Origin of the sequence: Cytobacillus oceanisediminis (genome assembly GCF_004366035.1) — a bacterium.
GTDB classification, from domain to species: Bacteria; Bacillota; Bacilli; order Bacillales; family Cytobacillaceae; genus Cytobacillus; species Cytobacillus oceanisediminis_C.
Window position 1 is genome coordinate 382,611 of sequence record NZ_SOEE01000001.1, and the last position, 22,612, is coordinate 405,222.

The 22,612-nt window shown below is 42.0% G+C and carries 27 protein-coding genes; 4 read left to right on the forward strand and 23 right to left on the reverse strand.

The window, feature by feature from the left end:
• Positions 1–13 precede the first annotated feature (13 nt).
• The 18 genes from DFO72_RS01945 to spoIIIAA all read right to left on the reverse strand — a co-directional run bounded on the left by DFO72_RS01945 (position 14) and on the right by spoIIIAA (position 15,337).
• Entirely contained in the window at positions 14–859 is an 846-nt protein-coding gene (locus DFO72_RS01945; RefSeq protein WP_113884403.1) for a TlyA family RNA methyltransferase, read from the reverse strand.
• Between the two features lie 3 nt (positions 860–862).
• Positions 863–2,755 carry a 1-deoxy-D-xylulose-5-phosphate synthase gene (dxs, locus tag DFO72_RS01950; protein WP_113884402.1) on the reverse strand — a complete coding sequence of 631 codons (1,893 nt, stop codon included), beginning with the start codon at positions 2,753–2,755 and terminating at the stop codon, positions 863–865.
• A 390-nt stretch (positions 2,756–3,145) separates the two neighbouring features.
• Entirely contained in the window at positions 3,146–4,036 is an 891-nt protein-coding gene (locus DFO72_RS01955) for a polyprenyl synthetase family protein (protein ID WP_113884401.1), read from the reverse strand.
• Between the two features lie 2 nt (positions 4,037–4,038).
• Complete coding sequence (xseB, locus tag DFO72_RS01960) at positions 4,039–4,272, reverse strand: exodeoxyribonuclease VII small subunit (RefSeq protein WP_113884400.1); 234 nt, start codon at positions 4,270–4,272, stop codon at positions 4,039–4,041.
• Between the two features lie 5 nt (positions 4,273–4,277).
• A complete protein-coding gene (gene xseA / locus DFO72_RS01965; protein WP_113884535.1) occupies positions 4,278–5,618 on the reverse strand; it encodes an exodeoxyribonuclease VII large subunit in 1,341 nt (446 codons plus the stop codon).
• Positions 5,619–5,779: 161 nt separating this feature from the next.
• Complete coding sequence (gene folD, locus DFO72_RS01970) at positions 5,780–6,637, reverse strand: bifunctional methylenetetrahydrofolate dehydrogenase/methenyltetrahydrofolate cyclohydrolase FolD (protein WP_113884399.1); 858 nt, start codon at positions 6,635–6,637, stop codon at positions 5,780–5,782.
• Positions 6,638–6,744: 107 nt separating this feature from the next.
• Positions 6,745–7,134: a transcription antitermination factor NusB gene (gene nusB / locus DFO72_RS01975; protein ID WP_113884398.1), complete on the reverse strand. Its 390-nt coding sequence runs from the start codon at positions 7,132–7,134 to the stop codon at positions 6,745–6,747.
• A 275-nt stretch (positions 7,135–7,409) separates the two neighbouring features.
• On the reverse strand, positions 7,410–7,817 hold the full coding sequence (locus DFO72_RS01980) for an Asp23/Gls24 family envelope stress response protein (RefSeq protein WP_009332897.1): 408 nt from the start codon (positions 7,815–7,817) through the stop codon (positions 7,410–7,412).
• Positions 7,818–7,838: 21 nt separating this feature from the next.
• Positions 7,839–9,191, reverse strand: a complete 1,353-nt coding sequence (accC, locus tag DFO72_RS01985) for an acetyl-CoA carboxylase biotin carboxylase subunit (RefSeq protein WP_113884397.1) — start codon at positions 9,189–9,191, stop codon at positions 7,839–7,841.
• A gap of 13 nt (positions 9,192–9,204) precedes the next feature.
• Complete coding sequence (accB, locus tag DFO72_RS01990) at positions 9,205–9,705, reverse strand: acetyl-CoA carboxylase biotin carboxyl carrier protein (protein ID WP_113884396.1); 501 nt, start codon at positions 9,703–9,705, stop codon at positions 9,205–9,207.
• Positions 9,706–10,089: 384 nt separating this feature from the next.
• Positions 10,090–10,629, reverse strand: a complete 540-nt coding sequence (locus DFO72_RS01995) for a SpoIIIAH-like family protein (RefSeq protein WP_113884395.1) — start codon at positions 10,627–10,629, stop codon at positions 10,090–10,092.
• A gap of 3 nt (positions 10,630–10,632) precedes the next feature.
• Positions 10,633–11,301 (reverse strand): stage III sporulation protein AG, encoded by a 669-nt coding sequence (gene spoIIIAG / locus DFO72_RS02000; protein WP_113884394.1) that lies wholly within the window; start codon positions 11,299–11,301, stop codon positions 10,633–10,635.
• On the reverse strand, positions 11,294–11,926 hold the full coding sequence (gene spoIIIAF, locus DFO72_RS02005; protein ID WP_113884393.1) for a stage III sporulation protein AF: 633 nt from the start codon (positions 11,924–11,926) through the stop codon (positions 11,294–11,296). Before spoIIIAF ends, spoIIIAG begins: the two co-directional genes overlap by 8 nt.
• Positions 11,927–11,938: 12 nt before the next feature.
• On the reverse strand, positions 11,939–13,138 hold the full coding sequence (gene spoIIIAE, locus DFO72_RS02010; protein ID WP_113884534.1) for a stage III sporulation protein AE: 1,200 nt from the start codon (positions 13,136–13,138) through the stop codon (positions 11,939–11,941).
• A gap of 92 nt (positions 13,139–13,230) precedes the next feature.
• The gene (gene spoIIIAD, locus DFO72_RS02015) at positions 13,231–13,620 is read right to left on the reverse strand and encodes a stage III sporulation protein AD (RefSeq protein WP_172581968.1); all 390 of its coding nucleotides are present in this window, start codon (positions 13,618–13,620) and stop codon (positions 13,231–13,233) included.
• A 15-nt stretch (positions 13,621–13,635) separates the two neighbouring features.
• On the reverse strand, positions 13,636–13,842 hold the full coding sequence (gene spoIIIAC / locus DFO72_RS02020; RefSeq protein ID WP_009332905.1) for a stage III sporulation protein AC: 207 nt from the start codon (positions 13,840–13,842) through the stop codon (positions 13,636–13,638).
• Positions 13,843–13,897: 55 nt separating this feature from the next.
• Positions 13,898–14,413, reverse strand: a complete 516-nt coding sequence (spoIIIAB, locus tag DFO72_RS02025; RefSeq protein WP_113884392.1) for a stage III sporulation protein SpoIIIAB — start codon at positions 14,411–14,413, stop codon at positions 13,898–13,900.
• Complete coding sequence (gene spoIIIAA / locus DFO72_RS02030; protein WP_113884391.1) at positions 14,414–15,337, reverse strand: stage III sporulation protein AA; 924 nt, start codon at positions 15,335–15,337, stop codon at positions 14,414–14,416. It lies immediately after the preceding gene.
• A gap of 191 nt (positions 15,338–15,528) precedes the next feature.
• Between spoIIIAA and DFO72_RS02035 the strand changes: the two genes are divergently transcribed.
• From DFO72_RS02035 to DFO72_RS29235, 3 genes are all read left to right on the forward strand, one after another.
• Entirely contained in the window at positions 15,529–16,911 is a 1,383-nt protein-coding gene (locus DFO72_RS02035; RefSeq protein ID WP_113884390.1) for an alkaline phosphatase, read from the forward strand.
• A gap of 73 nt (positions 16,912–16,984) precedes the next feature.
• The gene (locus tag DFO72_RS02040; RefSeq protein ID WP_113884389.1) at positions 16,985–17,671 is read left to right on the forward strand and encodes an SIMPL domain-containing protein; all 687 of its coding nucleotides are present in this window, start codon (positions 16,985–16,987) and stop codon (positions 17,669–17,671) included.
• An 85-nt stretch (positions 17,672–17,756) separates the two neighbouring features.
• A complete protein-coding gene (locus DFO72_RS29235; RefSeq protein ID WP_166672405.1) occupies positions 17,757–17,924 on the forward strand; it encodes a hypothetical protein in 168 nt (55 codons plus the stop codon).
• A 36-nt stretch (positions 17,925–17,960) separates the two neighbouring features.
• Here DFO72_RS29235 and efp read toward each other — a convergent pair whose 3' ends face one another.
• From efp to DFO72_RS02060, 4 genes are all read right to left on the reverse strand, one after another.
• A complete protein-coding gene (efp, locus tag DFO72_RS02045) occupies positions 17,961–18,518 on the reverse strand; it encodes an elongation factor P (RefSeq protein WP_113884388.1) in 558 nt (185 codons plus the stop codon).
• A gap of 25 nt (positions 18,519–18,543) precedes the next feature.
• Positions 18,544–19,605: a M24 family metallopeptidase gene (locus DFO72_RS02050; RefSeq protein ID WP_113884387.1), complete on the reverse strand. Its 1,062-nt coding sequence runs from the start codon at positions 19,603–19,605 to the stop codon at positions 18,544–18,546.
• A gap of 1 nt (position 19,606) precedes the next feature.
• Positions 19,607–20,053 (reverse strand): type II 3-dehydroquinate dehydratase, encoded by a 447-nt coding sequence (aroQ, locus tag DFO72_RS02055; protein ID WP_113884386.1) that lies wholly within the window; start codon positions 20,051–20,053, stop codon positions 19,607–19,609.
• A gap of 211 nt (positions 20,054–20,264) precedes the next feature.
• Positions 20,265–20,795: a YqhR family membrane protein gene (locus tag DFO72_RS02060; protein ID WP_113884385.1), complete on the reverse strand. Its 531-nt coding sequence runs from the start codon at positions 20,793–20,795 to the stop codon at positions 20,265–20,267.
• A gap of 441 nt (positions 20,796–21,236) precedes the next feature.
• Here DFO72_RS02060 and DFO72_RS02065 point away from each other — a divergent pair, with 441 nt between their 5' ends.
• A complete protein-coding gene (locus DFO72_RS02065) occupies positions 21,237–21,623 on the forward strand; it encodes an SA1362 family protein (RefSeq protein ID WP_372675453.1) in 387 nt (128 codons plus the stop codon).
• Positions 21,624–21,707: 84 nt separating this feature from the next.
• Here the strand turns inward: DFO72_RS02065 and DFO72_RS02070 are convergent, their stop codons facing one another.
• Complete coding sequence (locus DFO72_RS02070) at positions 21,708–22,592, reverse strand: patatin-like phospholipase family protein (protein WP_113884384.1); 885 nt, start codon at positions 22,590–22,592, stop codon at positions 21,708–21,710.
• Between the last annotated feature and the right edge of the window lie 20 nt (positions 22,593–22,612).

Genomic DNA, 22,612 nt, shown 5'->3' on the forward strand with positions numbered 1-22,612 from the left:
AACAGGCATCAGCCTATTCCTCTTCTTTAACCTGTTTCGTTTTCAATTCGGCGTGGGCTTCTTTTACAACCTCATCTGTCTGGGCTCTAAGAAGGTTTTCTCCTTCTTCTTTGACGCCTGACCAATACAGATGGAGGAGAAATTCTATGTTGCCGTCTCCGCCTGTAATGGGTGAATAGGAAACGTCCTTGACATCATAACCGAGACTTAGTGCAAATTCGATAATTTTATCAAGCACTGCTTCATGTACTTTAGGATCTCTGACAATCCCCTTTTTCCCAACCTGTTCCCGTCCAGCTTCAAACTGAGGTTTCACTAGGGCAACTGTGTCACTACCCGGTACCAGCAGCGTTTTTAATACAGGCAATATAAGCTTTAGAGAGATGAACGAAACATCAATGGAAGCAAAATCAGGCATACCGGCTGAAAGATCGGCCGGGGTTACATACCGGAAATTGGTCCTTTCCATTACAACTACCCGTTCATCCTGCCTTAATTTCCACGCAAGCTGATTATAGCCGACATCTAATGCATAAGACAATTTGGCGCCATTCTGCAGGGCACAATCTGTGAAGCCCCCTGTTGAGGATCCAATGTCAAGGAGGATCTTGCTTTCAACTTCTAAATCAAAAACTTTTAGAGCTTTCTCAAGCTTTAAGCCTCCACGGCTGACATAAGGCATGACCTTCCCCTTTAAAGTAAGCGGAATGTCTGCACTAACCTTCTCGCCCGGCTTATCCAGCCTGCTTTCATTGCTGAACACCAGGCCGGCCATAACTGCTCTTTTCGCTTTTTCTCTAGTCTCAGCAAGACCTCTTTCAACTAATAAAACGTCTAATCGTTCTTTCTTTGTTTTCATTCTTTAAGCCCTTTTTTGTTTTTTTCTTGCCAGTTTTCCCATTCTCTCAACAACATCTTCTGCAGTCATTCCAATTTCTCCCATTAGCTCATTTACACTGCCATGCTCAATAAATTTATCAGGTATCCCCATACGGTCGATTTCCGCTTGATGGAAGCCATGATCATGAGCATATTCAAGAATTGCACTGCCAAAGCCACCCTGCAGCACAGCTTCTTCTATAGTGAGAATAGGCATATTGTCTGCGAACAACTCATGCAGCATCTTTTCATCAAGCGGCTTAATAAACCTTGCATTAATGACTTTAATGGAGTGTCCCTGTTTCTCCAGGATTTGAGCTGCCTTCAAAGCCATTGGAATGGTTGTCCCAAAGGTTAAGATTGCTCCGTCATTGCCATCGCGCAGAACTTCCCATGTTCCAATAGGAATTGGCTTAAGTTCTGTATCCATAGGCACTCCTATGCCATTTCCGCGGGGGAAACGCATAGCGATAGGGCCATCATTATATTCTATAGCTGTTTTTACCATATGCTGGCCTTCATTTTCATCTTTTGGCATCATCAATACCATATTCGGCAAATGCCTTAAAAAGGCAATATCGAATACACCCTGATGGGTTTCACCATCTGCACCCACAAGTCCTGCCCGGTCTATTCCGATAAATACATTTAAGTTCTGGCGAGCAATATCGTGTACCAGCTGGTCATAAGCACGCTGCAGGAATGTAGAATAAATCGCAAGAAATGGCTTCATGTTTTGGGTTGCCAGCCCGGCAGCTACCGTTGCTGCGTGCTGTTCAGCAATACCAACATCATACATCCGATCCGGAAATTCACTTGCAAAGCCTTCAAGCTTCGAGCCAACAGGCATTGCAGGAGTAATTGCAACGATTCTTTCATCTTCTCTCGCAAGCTCCCTGACGGTTTCGGAGACAAGCTTGCTCCATGCTGGCGGTGTACTTACAGGTTTCACAAAGTCGCCTGTCTCCATTTTATAAGGGCCTGTACCATGCCATGTGCCAATCCGGTCGCTTTCAGCAGGGTGATAGCCTTTTCCTTTTTTCGTTATAACATGGAGGAGCACCGGGCCTTCTGTTTTCTTTGCATAGGCAAGGTTCTCGAATAAGGCTTCATAGTTATGCCCATCGACAGGTCCCAAATAGGTAAAACCTAATTCTTCAAAGAACATGCCTGACACAAATAGATACTTTAGGCTATCTTTCAGTCTTTCAGCAGTTGAGGCCAGCTTTCCGCCGACTGCCGGAACCTTTTTTAATAAATATTCAAGTTCATCTTTCACCCAATTATACTTGCCTGCAGTCCTTAATCTTCCAAGTACATTGTGAAGAGCACCAACATTAGGGGCAATTGACATTTCATTATCATTTAATATGACAATCATGTCTTTTTTTTCATGACCGATATGATTTAAGGCTTCTAAAGCCATTCCGCCTGTTAATGCACCATCCCCAATTACTGGAATGACATAATTATTCTCTTTTTTCAAGTCTCTGGCAATAGCCATTCCCATCGCTGCAGATAAAGAAGTGGAGCTATGCCCCGTTTCCCATACATCATGCTCGCTTTCAATCATTTTTGGAAATCCGCAAAGACCTTTATATTGTCTTAAAGTATCGAATTGACACGCACGGCCCGTAAGAATTTTATGGACGTATGACTGATGTCCGACATCCCAGATAATTTTATCCTTCGGACTGTCAAAACATTTATGCAATGCGACAGTCAGCTCAACAACTCCAAGATTAGGCCCAATATGCCCGCCTGTGCCTGAAAGCTTTTCTATTAGGAAAGTGCGGATATCCTGACTCAAACTTTCCAATTCTTTATTCGAGAGCCCTTTTAAAAAGGAAGGGTCTTTAATTGATAACAGATCCATACAGCGGACCACTCACTTTCATTTCTTATTCGTCCCTTTTCTTTTCACATTATGTTAGGCAGTGTTGGTATAAGCCTTAACAAAGCCTATTTATTACAGCGTCTAGCCTGTCTAAAAGATAGTAACTTAAGATTACCTTATTACAAGAGATTTTCCAAATGCTTTTCATATTAAACAGCTTCAGAATATACTTTCTTGATGGTGTCTCTTCCGCCTGCTAATGCATCCACAGGAAAAAAAGGTGCAAGTTTCCCCGGCAGCAATTCCTATGATACCAAAATATACACATTGAAGACCATCATTTTATTAAACAGCAAATGCCGCTGATACAAAAGTACAGCGGCAAGACCATCGTTTTTCTAATTCATTTTTGGTACCCTGACTTCCGATTTAGTGATCCCTGTTTGCAATTAAATCTGTTATTTCTTCGAGCAGCTCTGTTTGAAGGCCTGTTTCCCTCAGCTTTTCTTTTGCAGATCTGATATGATTTTCAAGCGCCTCTTTCGCCCCGCTCATTGAAAGAAGAGATGGATAAGTGCTTTTATTTTTTGATTCATCACTGCCTACAGGCTTTCCAATTATCTCCTCTGTCCCTTCAAGGTCGAGGATATCATCCCTGATTTGAAAAGCCAGTCCCAGGTGATAGGCAAATTTAGATAGAGCCTGAATCGTTTCCTGACTGGCGTTTGCCAAAATTGCTCCTGATACAACACTGCATTCCAGCAGTTTGCCCGTTTTGTGCACGTGGATGTACTCTAGATCCTCTAAGCCCAGCTGCTTTCCTTCCCCTTTAATGTCTGCAGCCTGGCCGCCTACCATCCCCTCAGCACCCGATGCTTTCGACAGCTCCTTAATTAAAGAAAGCTTTGTTTCAGCAGAAGCAAATTCGTCAGGCGTTTCCGCAACTGTTTGGAAGCTGTAAGTAAGCAGGGCATCGCCTGCCAGGATGGCGAATGCTTCTCCAAATACTTTATGGTTGGTCGGTTTGCCTCTTCTTAAATCATCATTGTCCATGCTTGGCAAGTCATCGTGAATGAGCGAATAAGTATGGACCATTTCAATCGCCGCCGCAGTCCACAACCCTTTCGACGTATCCTCGCCAAAAGCAGCCAATGAAGCAAATAACAGCATTGGTCTTATCCGCTTTCCTCCGGCTTCCAGTGAATACAGCATCGATTCCTTGATCTCAGAAGGAGCGTTTAATTTATGTACGTAATCCTTTAAATGAATTTCCAGTTTCTGTTTATGTAGTTCAGAGAAAGAACTTAAGGATTGCTGCAAGATTATTCCTCCTCCGGAATGGCGAAGTTCGATTTACGGCCATCCTCCGTCAGTATTTCCGTAAGCTGTGATTCCACGTTTTTAAGCTTATCATGACATAATTTTGAAAGCTCCATGCCTTTTTTATAAATATTTATAGCCTCTTCAAGGGGAACATCTCCCTCTTCAAGCTTTTCTACAATAACTTCAAGTTCTTCCATTGCTTGTTCAAATGAAAGTTGTTTTTCTTCCGCCATGCCATTCACTCCTCAATATCCGTTACCTTGCATTCAATGGTTCCATCAGACACCTTCAATTTTATCATATCATCCGCTTTAACTTGGGACACGGTCTTTATTAGTGTTTCCTTTTCTGAATAAGCAAGACTATAGCCCCTATCCATAATTTTAAGTGGACTGAGTGCCTCGAGTGTTGAAATAACTCTCGCAAAGTCCTTTTCTTTTGCAGCCAGGATGTTTGCCATTGTTCTGTTTAAAAGTTTATGAAGCCGATCATTGTTTTCTTTCGCCTGATCCTTCAGCTGTCCTGGATGACTCCGAACCAGCCTTTTTTGCAGGGTTTCTGCCTGCTCCAGCTTTAAATCGTGCAGCCTTCTTGAGCCTCTCATTAGCTGTTCGGTCACTTTATCCAGCTGTTCCATTTTTTGCTCATACAATTTTTGCGGGTACCGGAAAGCGTATGATTTCTGCACCCTTAGAAGCCGTTCATTTTGCAGTGCAGCTTGTTCTTTCATCGCTCTTATAAGCCGTGACTTCCTGTTGAAAAGCCTTTCCATCAAGTCATCGATATGCGGAACAGCCAATTCTGCGGCTCCTGTTGGGGTTGGGGCCCTTAAATCTGCAACAAAATCTGCTATTGTAAAATCCGTTTCATGGCCGACAGCTGAAATTATAGGTATTTCAGACTTGAATATTGCCCTGGCTACGGCTTCTTCATTAAAGGCCCAAAGCTCTTCAATGGATCCTCCGCCCCGGCCGATGATTAAGACATCTGCATCCCTGGAGGTATTAGCTTCCGTTATCGCTTTCACAATTGACGTAGCTGCCTGGTTTCCCTGAACAAGCGCAGGGTATATAAGGATGTTCGCAATTGGATAGCGCCTTTTGAGCGTTGTCAAAATATCTCTGATTGCAGCTCCAGTAGGGGATGTGATAACCGCAACTGTTCTTGGATAACGCGGTATATCTTTTTTATGCGCAGGTGAAAAGAATCCTTCTTTCTCAAGTCTTTCTTTGAGCTGTTCATAAGCCAGATAAAGTTCACCAATACCGTCGGGCTGCATTTCCTGTACGTATATTTGATATTGCCCGCTGGATTCATAAACGGATATGGCTCCGCGAACTAAGATTTTCATGCCATTTTCCGGCCTAAATTTCATTGTCCTCGCATTTCCTGCAAACATTACGGCTAAAATTCGGGCTTTCTCATCCTTTAAAGTGAAGTACATATGGCCGCTTGAATGCTGTTTAAAGTTTGAGATTTCCCCCTTAACCAAAATATTTTGCAAATGAGGGTCGGCATCAAATTTTCTTTTTATGTATTTGGTCAGTGAGTTTACTGTCAGATACTGCTGTTCCTTCATAACAATCTCCTTTATGCTGAAGCTGCATTGCATCTCCCGCTGAGCAATAACGCAAAAAAACTGTCCTTCCATTCAGCCCGCATGCTTATACCTGCATGACAGGTTTCCTAAATACAGGATAATGGAAATGGACAGAGTTTGCATCTATGGCGGCCATTACTTTAAATTTTGCTTATGGAAAGCTTTGCTGCTTTTAGCGTATTATGCATTAACATGGTAATTGTCATAGGTCCCACTCCGCCTGGAACAGGAGTAATAAATCCTGCTTTGTGCTTAACTGCCTCGAAATCAACGTCACCGCAAAGCTTTCCTTCCTCATTTCGATTCATGCCGACATCTATCACGATTGCGCCATTTTTAACATGGTCTTTCGTGATTAATTTCGTTTTCCCTGCTGCTGCCACCAGTATATCCGCCCGCTTTGTATATTCCTTCAGATCAGCCGTTTTCGAATGGCAGTATGTGACAGTAGCGTCTTCATTAAGGAACAGCTGCCCTGCGGGCTTTCCTACAATGTTGCTTCTCCCAATTACCACTACATGCTTTCCGGAAATGTCTGCGCCAATGCTATTTAGCATTTCAACTATCCCTGCGGGAGTACAGGGGATAAATGCATCCTGAGCTGTCATCATCCTGCCAATATTTATGGGATGAAACCCATCTACATCTTTGTCAGGAGAAATGATCTCGATGATGGCTTTTTCATTAATATGGCTTGGAAGCGGCAGCTGGACAAGGATTCCATGGATATCTTCACTTTCGTTTAACTCATTGATTTTTCTGATAAGCTCTTGCTCGGTGACGCTTTCGGGAAGTTCAATAAGCATAGAATTCATTCCCAGCTTATCGCAGGTTTTCTGCTTGTTTTTCACATATGTTCTGGATGCCTGATTATTCCCCGCTAAAATAACAGCCAGGCCTGGTGTGATCCCTTCCGCCTTCAGCTTTTGCACTTCTGAACCGATATGAGCCTGTTTCTTTCTTGCAATTTCTTTTCCATCTATTAATTCTGCAGCCATTTTCATCCCCCTATCAGGAACCCGGAAGCACCTATGATAAGGACTGCCGGCTCGCTTGCATCTAGAAAGTGCCAGCACATCCAGTGTGAGTCAGAATTCTATTGTATTTAAAGCTTTTCTTTTACCTTTGATAAAACACCATTAATAAACTTGCTGGATTGATCATCACCGTAAAGTTTGGCAATTTCAATTGCTTCATCGATCACCACATTGGCCGGCACTTCCTCCGCTAAATAAAGCAGCTCAAAAACGGATAAGCGCAGAAGATTGCGGTCTACGGTAGCAAGCCTCTCCAGCGTCCATTTTTCAAGAAATCCTTTGATTTCTCCATCAATTGTTTCTTTATGCTGGAGGACACCTGATACTAGTTTGTTTAGGTACTCATCGCTTTTTTCACCTTCTAAAACATGTTCGATGGCGATCTCCGGTTCTGTCTGACTGACATCAATTTGAAATAAAGCCTGCAATGCTTTTTCTCTGGCTGTTCTTCTCTTCATCTTTATAAAACCCCTTTATGGCTAACATAGTAATTTTCATTTTTGAGCATTTGCACGTCCAAAAATTGCATAAGAAGATAATAGCATAAGTAAGGAATCTTCGCACTACAACAAGAGCATTATGTTTGGACAGAAACACGATTTCAGGCTGGAAACTTATAAATTTAATTTTCCCTTTAAAAACTCCTTTATAACGTCTTAAGGAGTGAATGATGAAGAGAATGAACCATGAGAAAAGCCAAAGACGGGTTTTATGTCTTTGGCTTGATGGTGAGTTACATTTCCTGTTCGTATTCAACCTCATGCTTTTGGTTTTCAAACATGATTCCTACTACGTGAATGTTTACTTCCTGGGCGTCCAGGGCAGTCATATTCAGGAGGGCCTGACGGATGTTATCCTGAATTTTTTGGGCAACGCTTGGAATGGAGACGCCGAATTTCATAAGACAATATACATCAACTTTGATGCCTTCTTCTGTTAATTCGACTTTTACGCCTTTGCCATGGTTCTTTTTACCGAGCCTTTCAACCACTCCTGTAGCAAAGTTTCCGCGCATTTGCGCTACGCCTTCTACTTCTGAAGCAGCAATGCCGGCAATAACCTCAATAACTTCCGGTGCAATTTCCACCTTGCCAAGGCCAGAATTTTCAGGGCTCATTTCGAGAATATTATTTTCGCTCATTTTTAGCACCTCCACAAGTCTTTAAGAATTCATTACATCATGCAATTCAAGAAATTTCGTATTAAACTGCCCTTCCACAAATTTTTCGTGGCTTAGGAGCTTGAGGTGGAATGGGATTGTTGTATGTACCCCTTCCACTACAAACTCACTTAATGCCCTTTTCATTCGGGAAATGGCTTCTTCTCTAGTATTGCCGTATGTGATCACTTTTGCAATCATTGAATCGTAATATGGAGGAATCACATAGCCAGGGTAGGCAGCAGAGTCCACTCTGACACCCAGCCCGCCAGGAGGCAGATACATATTGATCTTTCCTGCTGATGGCATAAAGTTCTTCTCCGGGTTTTCCGCATTAATTCTGCATTCGATCGACCAGCCGCTAAATGTAACATCACTCTGTGTGAAATTAAGCTTTTCACCTGAGGCAACCTTAATTTGCTCCTTGATTAAATCGACCCCTGTAACCATTTCTGTAACTGGATGCTCCACTTGAATACGTGTGTTCATTTCCATGAAATAGAATTTGCGATTTTGATAATCGTATATAAATTCTATCGTGCCAGCGCCTGTATAATCAACCGCTTTTGCTGCTTTAACAGCTGCATTTCCCATTTCTTCACGTGTTTCCCCGTCAAGGGCTGGTGAAGGCGTTTCCTCCAGCAGCTTTTGCAGACGCCTTTGAATGGAGCAATCCCTTTCCCCCAGATGAACGGTGTTCCCATAATTATCTGCAAGAACCTGGATCTCCACATGGCGGAAGTCCTCAATATATTTTTCAATATAAACGCCAGGATTTCCGAACGCCGTTAATGCTTCCTGCTGAGTGATGGTAATTCCTTTAATAAGCTCTTGCTCAGTGCGGGCTACACGGATTCCTTTCCCGCCTCCGCCGGCAGTCGCTTTAATAATTACCGGATATTCAATCTTTTCAGCAAGCTGAATAGCATCTTCTGTATCCTTTATGATTCCGTTGGAGCCAGGAACAATCGGTACTCCTGCTTCCTTCATGGTTTCCCTTGCAATATCCTTTGTGCCCATTTTACTGATGGCTTCTGGAGTCGGGCCGACAAATATAATATTGCATTCTCTGCACAGTTCAGCAAAGTCTGCATTTTCAGCAAGGAATCCATAACCTGGATGGATGGCGTCACAGCCTGTAAGCTTAGCGACACTAATTATATTGGTGAAATTCAAATAGCTGTCCTTAGACGCTTTTGGGCCAATGCAGTAAGCCTCATCGGCCAGCTGAACATGGAGTGCTTCCCTGTCAGCCTCTGAAAATACAGCTACAGATTCTATCCCCATCTCGCGGGCTGCCCTAATGATACGCACCGCTATTTCTCCTCTATTGGCAATCAAGAGTTTTTTGATCATCTGTAACCGCTCCTTATTCAGGCTTTACTAAAAATAGTGGCTGGCCATATTCTACTAACTGACCGTCCTTTACAAGCACTTCTACAATTTCGCCATTAACTTCTGCTTCAATTTCATTAAATAACTTCATTGCTTCTACAATGCAGACAATGGAATCTTTTGTAACCTTAGAGCCGGCTTTTACATATGCATCGGCATCAGGTGAAGATGATTGATAAAAGGTCCCTACCATTGGTGAGACAATCTTATGTAAATCTTCCGCGGCATCAGCCTGCGGTGCCGGTACTTGCGCTGGCGCTTCTGCTTTTGGCTCTTCCACAGCTGCTGACTGGACTGGCTGCGGAGCAGGAGCTGACGCTTGAACAACCGCCGGCTGAATTTGCTGAACAACCGCTGCTTCATTGCCCTTTTTCTTCATCTTAATTTTTGAACCTTCATGCTCATATACAAATTCATCAATATTTGACTGATCAACCAATTTAATCAGTTCACGGATTTCTTGTACTTTTAACATTTTGGCACCCCTTGTTTTCTCACTGCATGACAATCCCTTTAATCCGTATACTTACTTTTATGCATAGAATAGAATAAGAACATACGGCAGGAATGTTCTGCATGATATAATTATGACTAGATACTAATATCATACGATAAGACCTTATAAAACTTCAACATCCTATTATGTACTCGATAATAATTTCTCTTTCCATCCTTTGTTCCATTTTAATATTTTTCTAATCCTTTGTGAAATATTTCAGGGAATTCACATGAAATTCAGCCAGATTTCTATAGTAAACAGGACTTTTATATCATGCACATATAGGAAAAGTTTACCGAACATAATATAAACTGATAAAAAGGAGCCCGCAGGAATTTATGCAGGCTCCCTCTATATTATTTATTTCTCAACCTGGAATTCAACGGCTACTGCCTCAAGCTGTCCAATTTCGTTCCTTACTTCCTGAATGATATTGTTTGCAGCAGAAGCTGAATGATCTTTTGCCTTAACCGTAATTTGAACCTTCTTGCCATCAGCACGAACAAGTACATCTTCATAATCCATCGCTCTGATTAATGTTTCTAGCATCGCTTCTTTTTGAGCGATTTCATTTAATTCATCAATTTGATCTTTTGCCTTCATTCTTTCTTCAGCCGGAAGATCTGTTTGACCGAGGACCTCTGTAAGATCCTCTTTCATGCGGCTGCGCTCATCGTCAAGCTGAAGGCGCAAAGTTTCAAACATTTCATCACTGGCAGTGTTTGTAATGATCGCCTTGCCATCTTCACTTTCAACTGATTCCATTTCACCCTTTGCCTTCTCTTCCATAGCAGCCAGATCACTGCCTTTTTGCTCCGGAGATGTTACATAATATACAGATAATACAACCACCAAACTCAGCATTGTTAACAGCCAGACTGTTTGTTTCTTTAAAAGCATCTATTATTCCCCCTTAGTTTTTTTAGGCATTACGGATACTCTATGACTTGGAACATCGAGTGCCCTTGTTACTGCCTCAATAATCCATTTTTTCACTTGTATATTTTCTGCCCCTTTTGCCACGACCAGCACTCCCCTTATTTCAGGTTTCTTGGTTTCTATGACAATCGGAACCTCTTTTTCTCCATTTCGGACAATCACAAGCTGTTCTTCCTGTGACTGATCCTCAACCTTCCTTTTGCCGCCTTCCCGATCTGTTTCATCGGTTTTCTGTGTTTGGGTCGTTTTGTTTTTTTCAAGGACTTTCTTCTCTGTGGCATCCACATTTACCACAACTGTTGCATCTTCAACCCCTACGATTGCATCAAGGGCCTCTTTTATTTGAGATTCATATGCCTTTTCGTAATTGGAGATTGTATCATTTCCCCCAGATTTCTGCTGGCCGAATGCCGGCACCTCTTCTTCCTGCTTCACTTCTTCCCCATTTTTAAAAACTGACAAATCCTCGGTGGAGCTGTCTTCTTGAAACAGTGTATTGCTGATCAGCATGATCGCTGCTCCAAAAAGGAGAACAAGAAGCAAATAATGGAATTTCCCAGGTTTCTTGTCAGACTGCCCGTCTTTAGAAATTATCTTTTTTATCCACGTAAAAGGTCCTTTTTCATTATCCATCCTTATCCATATTCCCCCCTTCTGCCAGAACTTCGATTGAGTTTGCGTCTACATTCCATTTTTGTGCGAGAAAAGAAGCGATTCCTTTTGCGTCTTCATGATCGGGTCCGCTGGATGGAAGAGGTTCCCCGGTATTGATTTCCACTGTTTTAACCACTTCTACAGCTTCAGCTTCTGCATCTTCTGCTTTAAGTTGGATCATGACCTTTTGCAGGTTATCCGGGAAGGCTTGATCACTGCTTTCATCTAGTAAAATATCAATGTTCGCAATTTCCAGACCGTACTTTTCCATCAACTCCTCTTCTGCGTCCTTTTCCATTTGGACAGCCATTTGTTCTAAAATATATGCATCACTTGAGGCTTGTATTTCTTTTTTCTTCATTTCTATTAAATTTTCCATGTTTTTTTCACCAGATGCCTCAAAAACTGGCACTGAAACAAGAGCCTCTTCAAAATCACTTGATATAATTCTTAAAATCGGTGTAAGAATAATCGCAATCAGCAGCAGCCCCGTCACCATTTTTGTGTATTTCTGAAGCTTGGAATTGGGGAGGAGCATATCTATGACAGTGGCAAGCAGAACAAATAATATGATGTTCGTTACCCATTCTTTTATGAAATCCACTTCATTTCCTCCCTACCTGACCATCATGGTCAAATTACCGGCTGCTATTATAACCGTAATACTAAGGAAAAACATCAGGGAGACGATGGCCAGAGCAGCAAAAACATAGATGATGCTTTTGCTGATTATATCCAGGCAGGATATGATCGGCCCTCCCCCCAGCGGCTGCAAAATAGCTGCCGCGAATTTATATATAAACGCAATCATTAAAATCTTGATTGCAGGAAAAGCTGCGATAATAAGAAGAATAGCGACCCCTGCTATCCCAACAGTATTTTTCAATAGCACTGAAGCGCTAATTACTGTATCGGTCGCATCTGTAAACATCCTTCCAATGACCGGAATGAAATTTCCAGTAATAAATTTTGCTGTACGTATGGTAATTCCATCGGTAACCGCTGCTGAGGCTCCCTGAACTGAAATGACTCCCAAAAAGACTGTCAGGAACATTCCGAGAAGTCCTATGCTCCAATTCCGCAGCAGATTGGCAAGCTGGGTTACCTTGTAATGCTCTGACAATGTACTGACGATGCTTAACAGAGCGGATAAAAATAAGAGAGGAAGGATGACATACTGGATAAATAATCCACTGACATTCATCAGAAATAAAATCACCGGGTGGAAAAAAGCAGCGGATACCACACCTCCCGAAGAAGCAATCAGTGCAAGCAGCAGCGGTATTAGAGCCATTATGAATGACACCATGGTTGAAATGGTTTCCTGTGTGTAAGTGATCGCAACATGAAAGCTATTCAGTGCAATAATTATTAAAACCATGAAAACGATTGAATATGCCGCTTTACTTACAGTGCTTTTTTCAAATGAATTCTGCAGGGTCTGGAGGAACATGCTAAATACCGTCAGCAATATTAAGGTTCCCAGCAGTTTTCCATTTACAATAAACTCATGGAACACAAACTTCATTGCGCCGGCAGCCCACTCTTTTAGTGAGAATTCCTTGTCTCCCTTTATAAATTCATAGAGACTCCCCTTTTGGCTTTCAGGCAAAAAGCCTCCATACTCTGTTGTGATTTCTTCCCAAAACCCTTTCAATTCATTAATATCTAACTTCTCCACCTGTGATTCCACTAAATCCTGGGGGGATATCGTTTCCTCCGCTTCGCCGGTCTTAGGTGAGGCTTGTACAATTGGTGCCAGGAAAAAGAATAGAATTAAACTTAACCATAAAGTTTTCTGCATCCTTTGCTTCATTTTTTTCACCTCTTCTAAAGGACCCTGTCTATTGCCCAGCAATATGTGCTTGTCCATTCCGGCGGCCTGCCTATTCAGCAGGCCGGCGCAAGCTAGCTCGGAATCATGCGAATGATGGTTTCGATTAATACAGTAAGGATCGGGATAGCCATGGCGAGGATAAGTATTTTCCCGCCCATCTCAATTTTTGCTGCAATGGCCCCCTGTCCTGCATCTTTCGTAATCTGGGCTGCAAATTCAGCAATATAGGCTATTCCGATTATTTTTAAAATGGTTTCAACATATACGATATTCACCTTTGCATTGACGGCAATTTTTTCAATCATATGGATAATGGCATAAATTTGGTCGACCAGAAAAAGAAAGATGGCACAGCCGACAAAAACAATCAGTAAAAAGGCAAAATTGGGTTTTTGCTCCTTAACAATCAGCGCCAGGAAAGTAGCTACAAGCGAAAATCCGACTATCTGCAGAATTTCAATGGCTGAGCCCCCCTTTTAACCCTGAAACAAAAAAACAGATTTTATTTTTTGGAATAGGTTATCTACAATGGAAGCAACCATGAATAAGATATATATAAATCCGAACAGCGTCACCCATTGCGCGTATTCCTTTTTGCCCACCTGATCAAGAATAGTATGCAAAAAGGCTACCACAATTCCGACACCAGCAATCTTAAATATGATATCTACCTCTAGGCCCATCTTTTCTCCCCCTAAGCTCTGATCAGCGTCCGGCAATTCAGGCTGCCGGCGTTTCCTACATTAGTAAAATGATTAAGAGCAATCCGGATAAAAAACCCAGACTTTTGACCATTCTCTCGTATTTCACTTGTCTGTCATGTGCATCTGCTTCTTCACGTTCCAGGTGGGAAAGGGTCAGCATGATCTGCTTTTGCTGGGAAAGACGGTCATGTCTGCCAAGTGTTTCGCCAAATTGCTTCATGATCTCGAATTCCCCTTGTTTAAAAGCCGTCATTTTCCATATTTCCTTCAAACTTTCTTCCCAGGCGTCCTTTACGGTCGTCTCGGAATCAGTCAATTTCTTTGCAAAGGATTCAAAGAACCAGGATAACGGCTTGGAAAGCTGAGCAGAAAGTCTTCTGGCTGCTTCATGAAGTGGCGTATGGCCATACATAATTTCAGCCTCCAGCGACTGCAGTGCCGATTTAAGCTGACGAAGCTGGCGCGGCCGTTCGGTCAGATGCCTCGAAGCTTCAAATCCTGCCCACGTTGTAGCAATGATGATCAAAACTGCTCCAATAACCTTCATCATTTACATCACGCCCGCTTTATGCGGATATCCCGCACCGTCTGAGTTTCTAATGCACACAATGCTGCCTGGCCCTTCTTTCCTGCCCAGTTCAATAAACCGCTGAAAAATGCCCATTTCCAATATGGCTTGTAAAGTGGGGCGCTTTTTAATTTCCTCCAGAGAATTTCCATGTGTAGTCATAATCAGCTTTATTCCGGCATTTACAGCCTCCATTATGGCCTCTGCATCTTCATGCCTGCCAATTTCATCAACAACCAGAACCTCGGGGCTCATGGAACGAATCATCATCATCATGCCTTCAGCCTTTGGGCAGGCATCAAGGACATCAATTCTATTCCCAAATGTCATTTGCGGGATCCCGTTCACACATCCTGCTATTTCGGAGCGTTCATCCACAATCCCAACCTTGCTGGCAGGAAAGTCATCATTGGGATGACCAGATGAAATGATTCTTGCAATGTCGCGCAGCAAGGTTGTTTTACCAGTCTGCGGCGGACCAATAATCATGGTATGCAGCCACCCATCCCTGTAAATTCTGGGAATCAGATTCTGGGCAATGCCAATTTTCTCCCTGGCAATTCTAATGTTAAAAGAGGAAATATCCCTGATTGCCTTAACTTTCCCTTGATCAAGAATGACCTTTCCTGCCAGTCCTACCCTATGGCCGCCTTCAATTGTGATATAACCTCTCTTCAGTTCTTCCTCCAGTGTGTAAATAGAAAAGTGGCTTATTTTATTCAGCAAATGCACGGCATCCTCTGACTCAACTATATAAGGGAGATAATGCGGCATCCCCCTTGATGTCAGCTCAATGGGCCTGGAAATACGGACCCTGATTTCCTCCAGATCCTCTAAGATTTGCGGAGGGATTCTCTGTATTTGTTCGGCAATTTTTTTCGGCAAAAAGGCTATAATCGTTTCCATGTCTGCTCCTCCATTCATCATCTGATTTCGGACTAGCTTCTCATTATTTAAAATGTATGCCTGAGGCAAAACAATATGACTTAGATTTGCAAGCTTCACATTTATTTAGGACAAGCTTTTCGCTGAGTAAAAAAAGTCTTTTTTTCAAAAAATAATCCAATAAAAACGTTGTAAAAGGCTGGTGTCAATTTATGAAAGCTAAATGCACTTACATTCTGGTTATTTTTCTTCTTTTAGTCCTTGGCATCTTCCCTGCAGAAGGAATGGCTCATCAGGGAAATACAAAAGGACCGCGAAATGTCATTCTGATGATTGGAGATGGAATGGGAATAGGCCAGATTGAGATAGCAAGAAAATTGGAATATGGAAAGGATGGGCGGCTGTTCCTGGAGTCTCTTCCCCATACGGCATTGGTTCATACCGAATCTGCCAATAATTTCGTTACAGATTCAGCTGCTGGCGGCACTGCACTTGCAATTGGAAAAAAAACGAATAATGAGATGATCGGAGTCACTCCTGATGGGAAGGAAACAGACAGCATTCTGGATTTATTCAAGAAAAACGGAAAAAAGGCGGGGGTTATCTCTACAAATACAGTTACAGATGCAACACCTGCCGCCTTTACAGCAAGTGTTTCAAATAGATGGTCTGGACAGGAGGAAATCGCACGCCAGCAGCTGAATAATGAGGTGGATGTGTTAATGGGAGGCGGGAGAGCCTATTTCAGCCCGGAAAAGCAAAACGGGAAGGATTTAATTAACGAGGCCAGGATGAAAGGGTATGACTATGCAGCCAACCGGGAGGAAATGCAGAATGCCAAAGGAGAAAAACTTCTCGGATTGTTCAATAAAGGATATATGAACTTTAAACTGGACCGTCCTCTAAAAAACAGCAAAGAACCAAGCTTAAAAGAAATGACGGAAAAAGCAATCAGTGTACTCTCAAAAGGAAAACAGGGATTTTTTCTTATGGCAGAAGGCGCAAGGATTGACCATGCTTCTCATGCAGGCGATATTACAAGCATCTGGAAAGAAACCATTGAATTTGATGAAGCTGTAAAATATGCAGTTGAATGGGCAAAAAAGGACAAAGAGACACTGGTATTGGTTGCCGCTGATCATGAAACAATGGGAATATCAGCATCAGAACCGCTGGATATACAGCAGTTAAAAGAAATCAAGGCGACCCCGCAGTATATGGTCAGCCAATTTGCAAAAGGTGAAAATAGAGGTACTTACCGGTCAGAAAGCGTGAAGGATGTTTTAAAAAAGTATGCAAATATTGATTTGAACGAGCAGGAAATTAAAGCATTTAATGACAAGCTGGTGACTACTGACAGCCAAGTTTATCCCCAATATATAGCAGCATGGGAAATAGGAAGCCTGATTGCAGAAAAATATCATGGGGGCATTTTAACGAATAAAGTAAGATCTCTCAGCTCAACCGGCGGACATACAGGCAATATGATCCCTTTATTTGCTTATGGCAATGGGAGCGAAACTTTTACAGGAGTGATGGAGAATACAGATATCCCAAAGAGAATTGCGCAGCTGATGAATTACAGCTGGGATTAATTAAGTAGCATTTTATCTCTTTCCCCCGCGTAATTCTAGAATGATACCTCAATGAAAGCGGGGAATGAAATTCATGTATTATTATCAGCCCTTTGTCCGCAATTCTGTGCACACAGGTAGCCATTCCAGATCAAACAGAAATATTTTAAGGGTTTCAGGTGAGGGAAAGCTAGCTGTACAGCCTGACCAGGCTAACATAAAGCTGGGAGTTTTAACAGAAGACAAGGAGCTTCTGCAGGCACAGAAACAGAATGCAGCTGCCATTTCAAGTGTCAAAAAGGCTCTTAATGCTATTGGAATAACAGATCAGCAGATTCAAACTTCCGATTTCACCATTTTTCCGCAGTACGATTTTGTGGATGGCAAGCAAATTTTCCGAGGATACAGGGTTGAGCATATACTAGGCATTACTGTCGATGAGATAGAAAATACGGGACTTATTGTGGATACAGCAGTCAATAATGGTGCAAACACTATCAGAGGAATTCATTTCGAAGCTGAAAATCAGTCTGAATTGTACCAGCAGGCATTAAGTCTGGCCGTAATGGATGCTTACAAAAAGGCAGAAACAATTGCCTCTGCACTAAGAGTACAATTAATCAGCACCCCGTTATCCGTTGCGGAAGGAACTTTAGGCATGGAGCAGCCTGTTTCGCTTCAATCCTCCACTTTTGTTAAAAGTGCCGTCAGCACGCCTATCCAGCCGGGAACCATAGACATAGAAAGCCAAATCACAGCAGAGTTCACATATTATAGCTAAAAGATCTTCGTCTTATAATCATGAGGAAAAAGCTAATACTAATAATGTCTCACTGAGTAACTTACCAAAGAAATGAGGTTTAAGAATGAATGAGAACTTGGGTGAATTTTTAAAATATCAAAAAAAAGGCGACAGGGCTTATCTTGGCGGAACACGAGATAACAGAAATACTCCCGCATCTGACCCTGATTATAATAATCGCAATGATACTGACATATCCCCTGGAGCTGAAGGCAGGAAATATAAAGGATAAAAAAAAATCCCGAGAAGTCGGGATTTTTTTATCAAATTATGCACGGGACACGTAAGAACCATCAGTTGTATTGATGATCAGCTTATCCCCTTCATTAACAAAGAAAGGAACTTGTACAGTCAGGCCAGTTTCAAGTGTAGCAGGTTTCGTTCCGCCGGAAGCAGTATCCCCTTTAATGCCTGGTTCTGTTTCTGTCACTGTCAGCTCAACAGAGTTAGGAAGCTCGATTCCAAGAGACTCTCCCTGGTAAAGCATAATAGCAACTTCCATGTTTTCTTTTAAAAACTTTAATTCATACTCAATTGTTGATGCAGGCAGCTCGATTTGCTCATAAGACTCATTGTCCATGAAAACATGCTGATCTCCATTTGCATAAAGGTATTGCATTTTGCGGTTATCAATTTGCGCCTTCCCTACTTTCTCACCTGCACGGAAGGTTTTTTCCTGAATAGCACCTGTGCGAAGGTTGCGCAATTTGGAACGTACGAATGCCGCTCCTTTTCCCGGTTTAACGTGCTGGAAATCCATTACACGCCAAATGCCGTTATCAACTTCAATCGTCAATCCCGTACGAAAATCGTTTACAGAAATCATGAGTTAGTCCTCCTATTGTGTACAATTAAAGAATGATCAATTCTTTAGTAGAATGAGTAAGCGTTTCGTTGTGATCCTTTGTAATGACTGTATCATCCTCAATGCGGACACCGCCGAGGCCCGGTATATAAATGCCCGGCTCCACCGTTACAACCATTCCAGGTTCTAGGATAACATCAGACTTAAATGACAATGCAGGCCCTTCATGCACTTCAAGCCCGATGCCATGTCCGGTAGAATGGCCAAAATATTCTCCATAACCTTTACCGGAAATATAATCACGAGTTAAGGCATCTGCTTCTTTGCCGCTCATTCCCGGTTTGATGCCTTCCATCCCCCGCTCCTGAGCTTCCTGCACAATTGTATAGATTTCTTTCAGCTTATCTTCGGGTTCTCCAACAGCAACCGTGCGGGTAATATCTGAAACATAGCCCTTATAATAAGCGCCGAAGTCCAGTGTGACAAAATCGCCTTTTTCAATAACCTTATCACTGGCGACTCCATGCGGAAGAGCAGAACGGTATCCGGATGCTACGATGATATCAAACGATGATGAAACTGCACCCGCTTTTCTCATAAAAAATTCTAATTCATTCGATACTTCCAGTTCGGTAATTCCCGGCCGAATGACATCAAGAATATGTTTAAACGCAGCATCTGCAATGTCAGCTGCCACCTTTATTATCTTAATCTCTGATTCAGTCTTTATCAAGCGTAACTTTTCAATTGTGTCAGAAACAGGGACAAGTTCAGCGTTAACAGCTTTTTCATAGGCTTTATAGGAAGAAAAAGTTACATGATTCTCTTCAAAGCCTAGCTTTTTGATCCCAAGCTGTTCGGCCTGTTTAGCAACTTCTTCTGGAATTGCACCTGTATGTTTTACAATTTCATATCCTTCACACTGTTTAGCTGCCTGTTCGGTGTAGCGGAAATCGGTTATGAAGAGTGCATTATCCGCACTGATTAATACCACGCCGGCTGAACCGGTAAAACCAGTCATATAACGGCGATTGTAACTGCTGGTAATCAGCATTCCATCTATCCCAGATTCTGTAAAGCGCTCGCGTAATTTTTGTATTTTCCCCATCTTATCCTCTCCCCTTTTGAAAATCCAATAATGCATGAAAAGCAAGTTCATATCCTTTAAAACCCAGACCAACTATTTGCCCTATTGCAGCAGGTGCAATGACAGAAGTATGCCTAAATTCTTCTCTGGCATGAACATTTGAAATATGTACTTCGATCAAAGGTACCTGGATTCCTGCAACAGCATCTCTGATCGCATAACTATAATGGGTAAATGCCCCGGGATTGAAAATAATACCCTGTGTGCCATCTTCATTGGCGAGGTGAAGCTTGTCAATGAGTTCCCCTTCATGATTTGACTGAAAGCAGGTCACTTCTGTCTCAAATGAAGCACCCAATGCTTTCATATTTTGCTCCAGCTGATCAAGCGTCTCTTTTCCATAAACACCTGGTTCCCTTTTGCCGAGCAGATTTAAATTCGGCCCATTTAAAAGGAGTATTTTCCCCATGTTCAACCCCCTTTAACATAGTTGCTGACGGGCCTCTCTTTCTATTCAAGTCATTCTCCTGACAATATCGAAAAAGAATGCCCACTTAAGAACATTCTATCATAAAGCAAAATTTCATACAGTTCTGATGTATAGCGCTTTTCGCATAATTTTTCATTAGTTTTCTGCAATCATGTACAAAGATTTAACATTCGTGATTATTCTTTGTTCCTCAAGTTAAATCCGGATCTGTGCGGGCCTTTTTTTCATCTTCAGTCTTGCCTCTGATTTCTTGAGCTTCATATGAAATGGAATACCCTACGAAAACGCCAAATAATATATAGAAACAGATCGATGTAATAATTGTATTCCGCTCAAGATCCCAAAACGGGCTGATTCCAGGGAAGATTGGGTTGAGTATAAAAAATACGAGTAAAAAAAGGGCAACCCCATAGCCAGCCCCCACGAAAATACTTTGAAATTTCCGCAGCGCTGCATAATAAATTAAGGCCGCTACAATTGATATTGCCCCAATAAGGAGAATTGAGATCAGAGTTCCCAGCCAGCCCTCTTTCCAGGCCCCAATCGTCCAAGGTTCGAGAATGACATTAGGGCGAATTTCGGTAAAATTAAACACGTAAGCCAGATAGGCCAGGCCGCTCCAAAGAATGCCTCCAACCAATCCGGTAATAACCACCATTGCCATAAAAGACATTGGTTTTTCCCTTTGATCCTGTTCCAAGCGCTCCTTTTCTTCTGCCACTTTGCGCCACCTCCTTTTCCTATTATGTCCCCACGCATTTATTCCATTGCATCAGATTTAAAATAAATGCAGATTGGATTGACCCTCCTGCAAAGTTCGTTCATATTTTTTATATAATTTCCTATTGTATAGAGGTTTTATGAGATTTTAGGTCGAATAAAATAATTAATGATGCAGTCCTTTGATTTTGTGCTTATTTGAGGTAATCTGTGTTCCGGGACTTGTTTGCATAGCATAAATTTAAGTATAGGCAGCATGCAGGATACTTTATGGTAAAACATGCAGCTATTCCTGATACTTATTAAAAGTTATATTCTGCTGTTTAAATTGTAAAGAAATAGGAAAAGAAAAATATGAAGACAACTTTCATTAATTATTTCGATAAACTTTAGCTTATATAGTTTAAAAGCTTATAAAATTGCTCATCATGCTTTTAGGGAGGTGGCTTTCTTGAAAAAACCATTTACATTTTATATTGTCTCCGGGCTCATTTTGCTAGCTGTTATCGGAGTTGCCGTCAGCCTGATTTCAAATCCTGCCGGTTTTTTGCAGAGAATAGCTGTCATTGTCATCATTGGTGCTGTCGTATACTTTCTTTTTCAGCGCTTTAACAGATTTAATCCCTCAAAGCGGGAACAGCGGGCTTTTATAAAGGCAGCCAAAAAATCAAAAAGGCGCTTTAACAATAAAGAAACGGGCTCAGCCAATGGAAGAAAGGCTTCTGTAGGTTCCCTTACTTCAATTAAAAAGGCTAAGAAAAAATCTTCTCCTCACTTGACAGTCATAGAAGGCAAAAAAGGCAAAAAGAAAAATCGAGCCTCCCTTTAATTCGGGCTCGATTTTTTATTTATATATGAAAGAAAAGTCGAATTCCGCGGGAACCTTCAAGAATCGCGTTCCTGGCTTTTTTCATTAATAGCTCCATGATGAAAAAAATTGCTCCGCACATTGCCTGCCGTGCTCCAGAAGATCTTTTTTCTTCTGCTCGTTTATATTAAATTCCGCAGTCAGCACGCCATCCGTTGGAATGAAAATAATGTTCTGTGCATGTTTTCTTGAGATGTATCTGGCATCATGCGCATCCTTCATCGTTTCAAAAAGCGCAGCATACATTTGGATGGCGTTGTCAATTTTATTCGGCGGCCGTTCGCTTAAATTATGGCTTAACTTTATCCCGAGGACAGGCCTTATCTTTTTCACGTTTTCCTTATCAAAGAGCCACATGGGAAAATTGCTTAGAACCCCTCCATCCACAATGACACTGAAACTGCTGGATGTGTTGAGCTTAACCGGCTCAAAAAAATACGGGAGACTGCAGCTCATCCTTATCGCCTTTGCTACCGAAAACGAAGCGGGGTCAACCCCATAATTTACAAGATCATCAGGCAGTACGACCAGTCTTCCGTTTGTCAGGTCAGACGCTATGACTCTCAGCGATTGCGGAGGAAGATCTGAAAAGGTTCTAATCCCCCTGTCAGCCAGCTTTTGAGCAATCCAGGTTTCCAGTTCGGATCCTTTATATAATCCCAGCCGCCAATAAAGGTTAAGCCATTTTCCGACTGCGAAGGGAATAAAGGTTTTTCTTTCATCAAGAAGCTTTTTTACATCAAACTCATCGACGAGCCGATATATTTCATCACTTGTATAATTGGCAGCTATTAAAGCAGCAACGATGGAACCTGCACTTGTTCCCGCAACCCGCTTAAATCGAAAACCTCTTTTGTGAACTTCTTCATATGCACCGATTAACGCAAATCCCTTGATGCCTCCTCCTGAAAAAACCCCATCTATATACATGTAAGCCACTCCTGTCGATG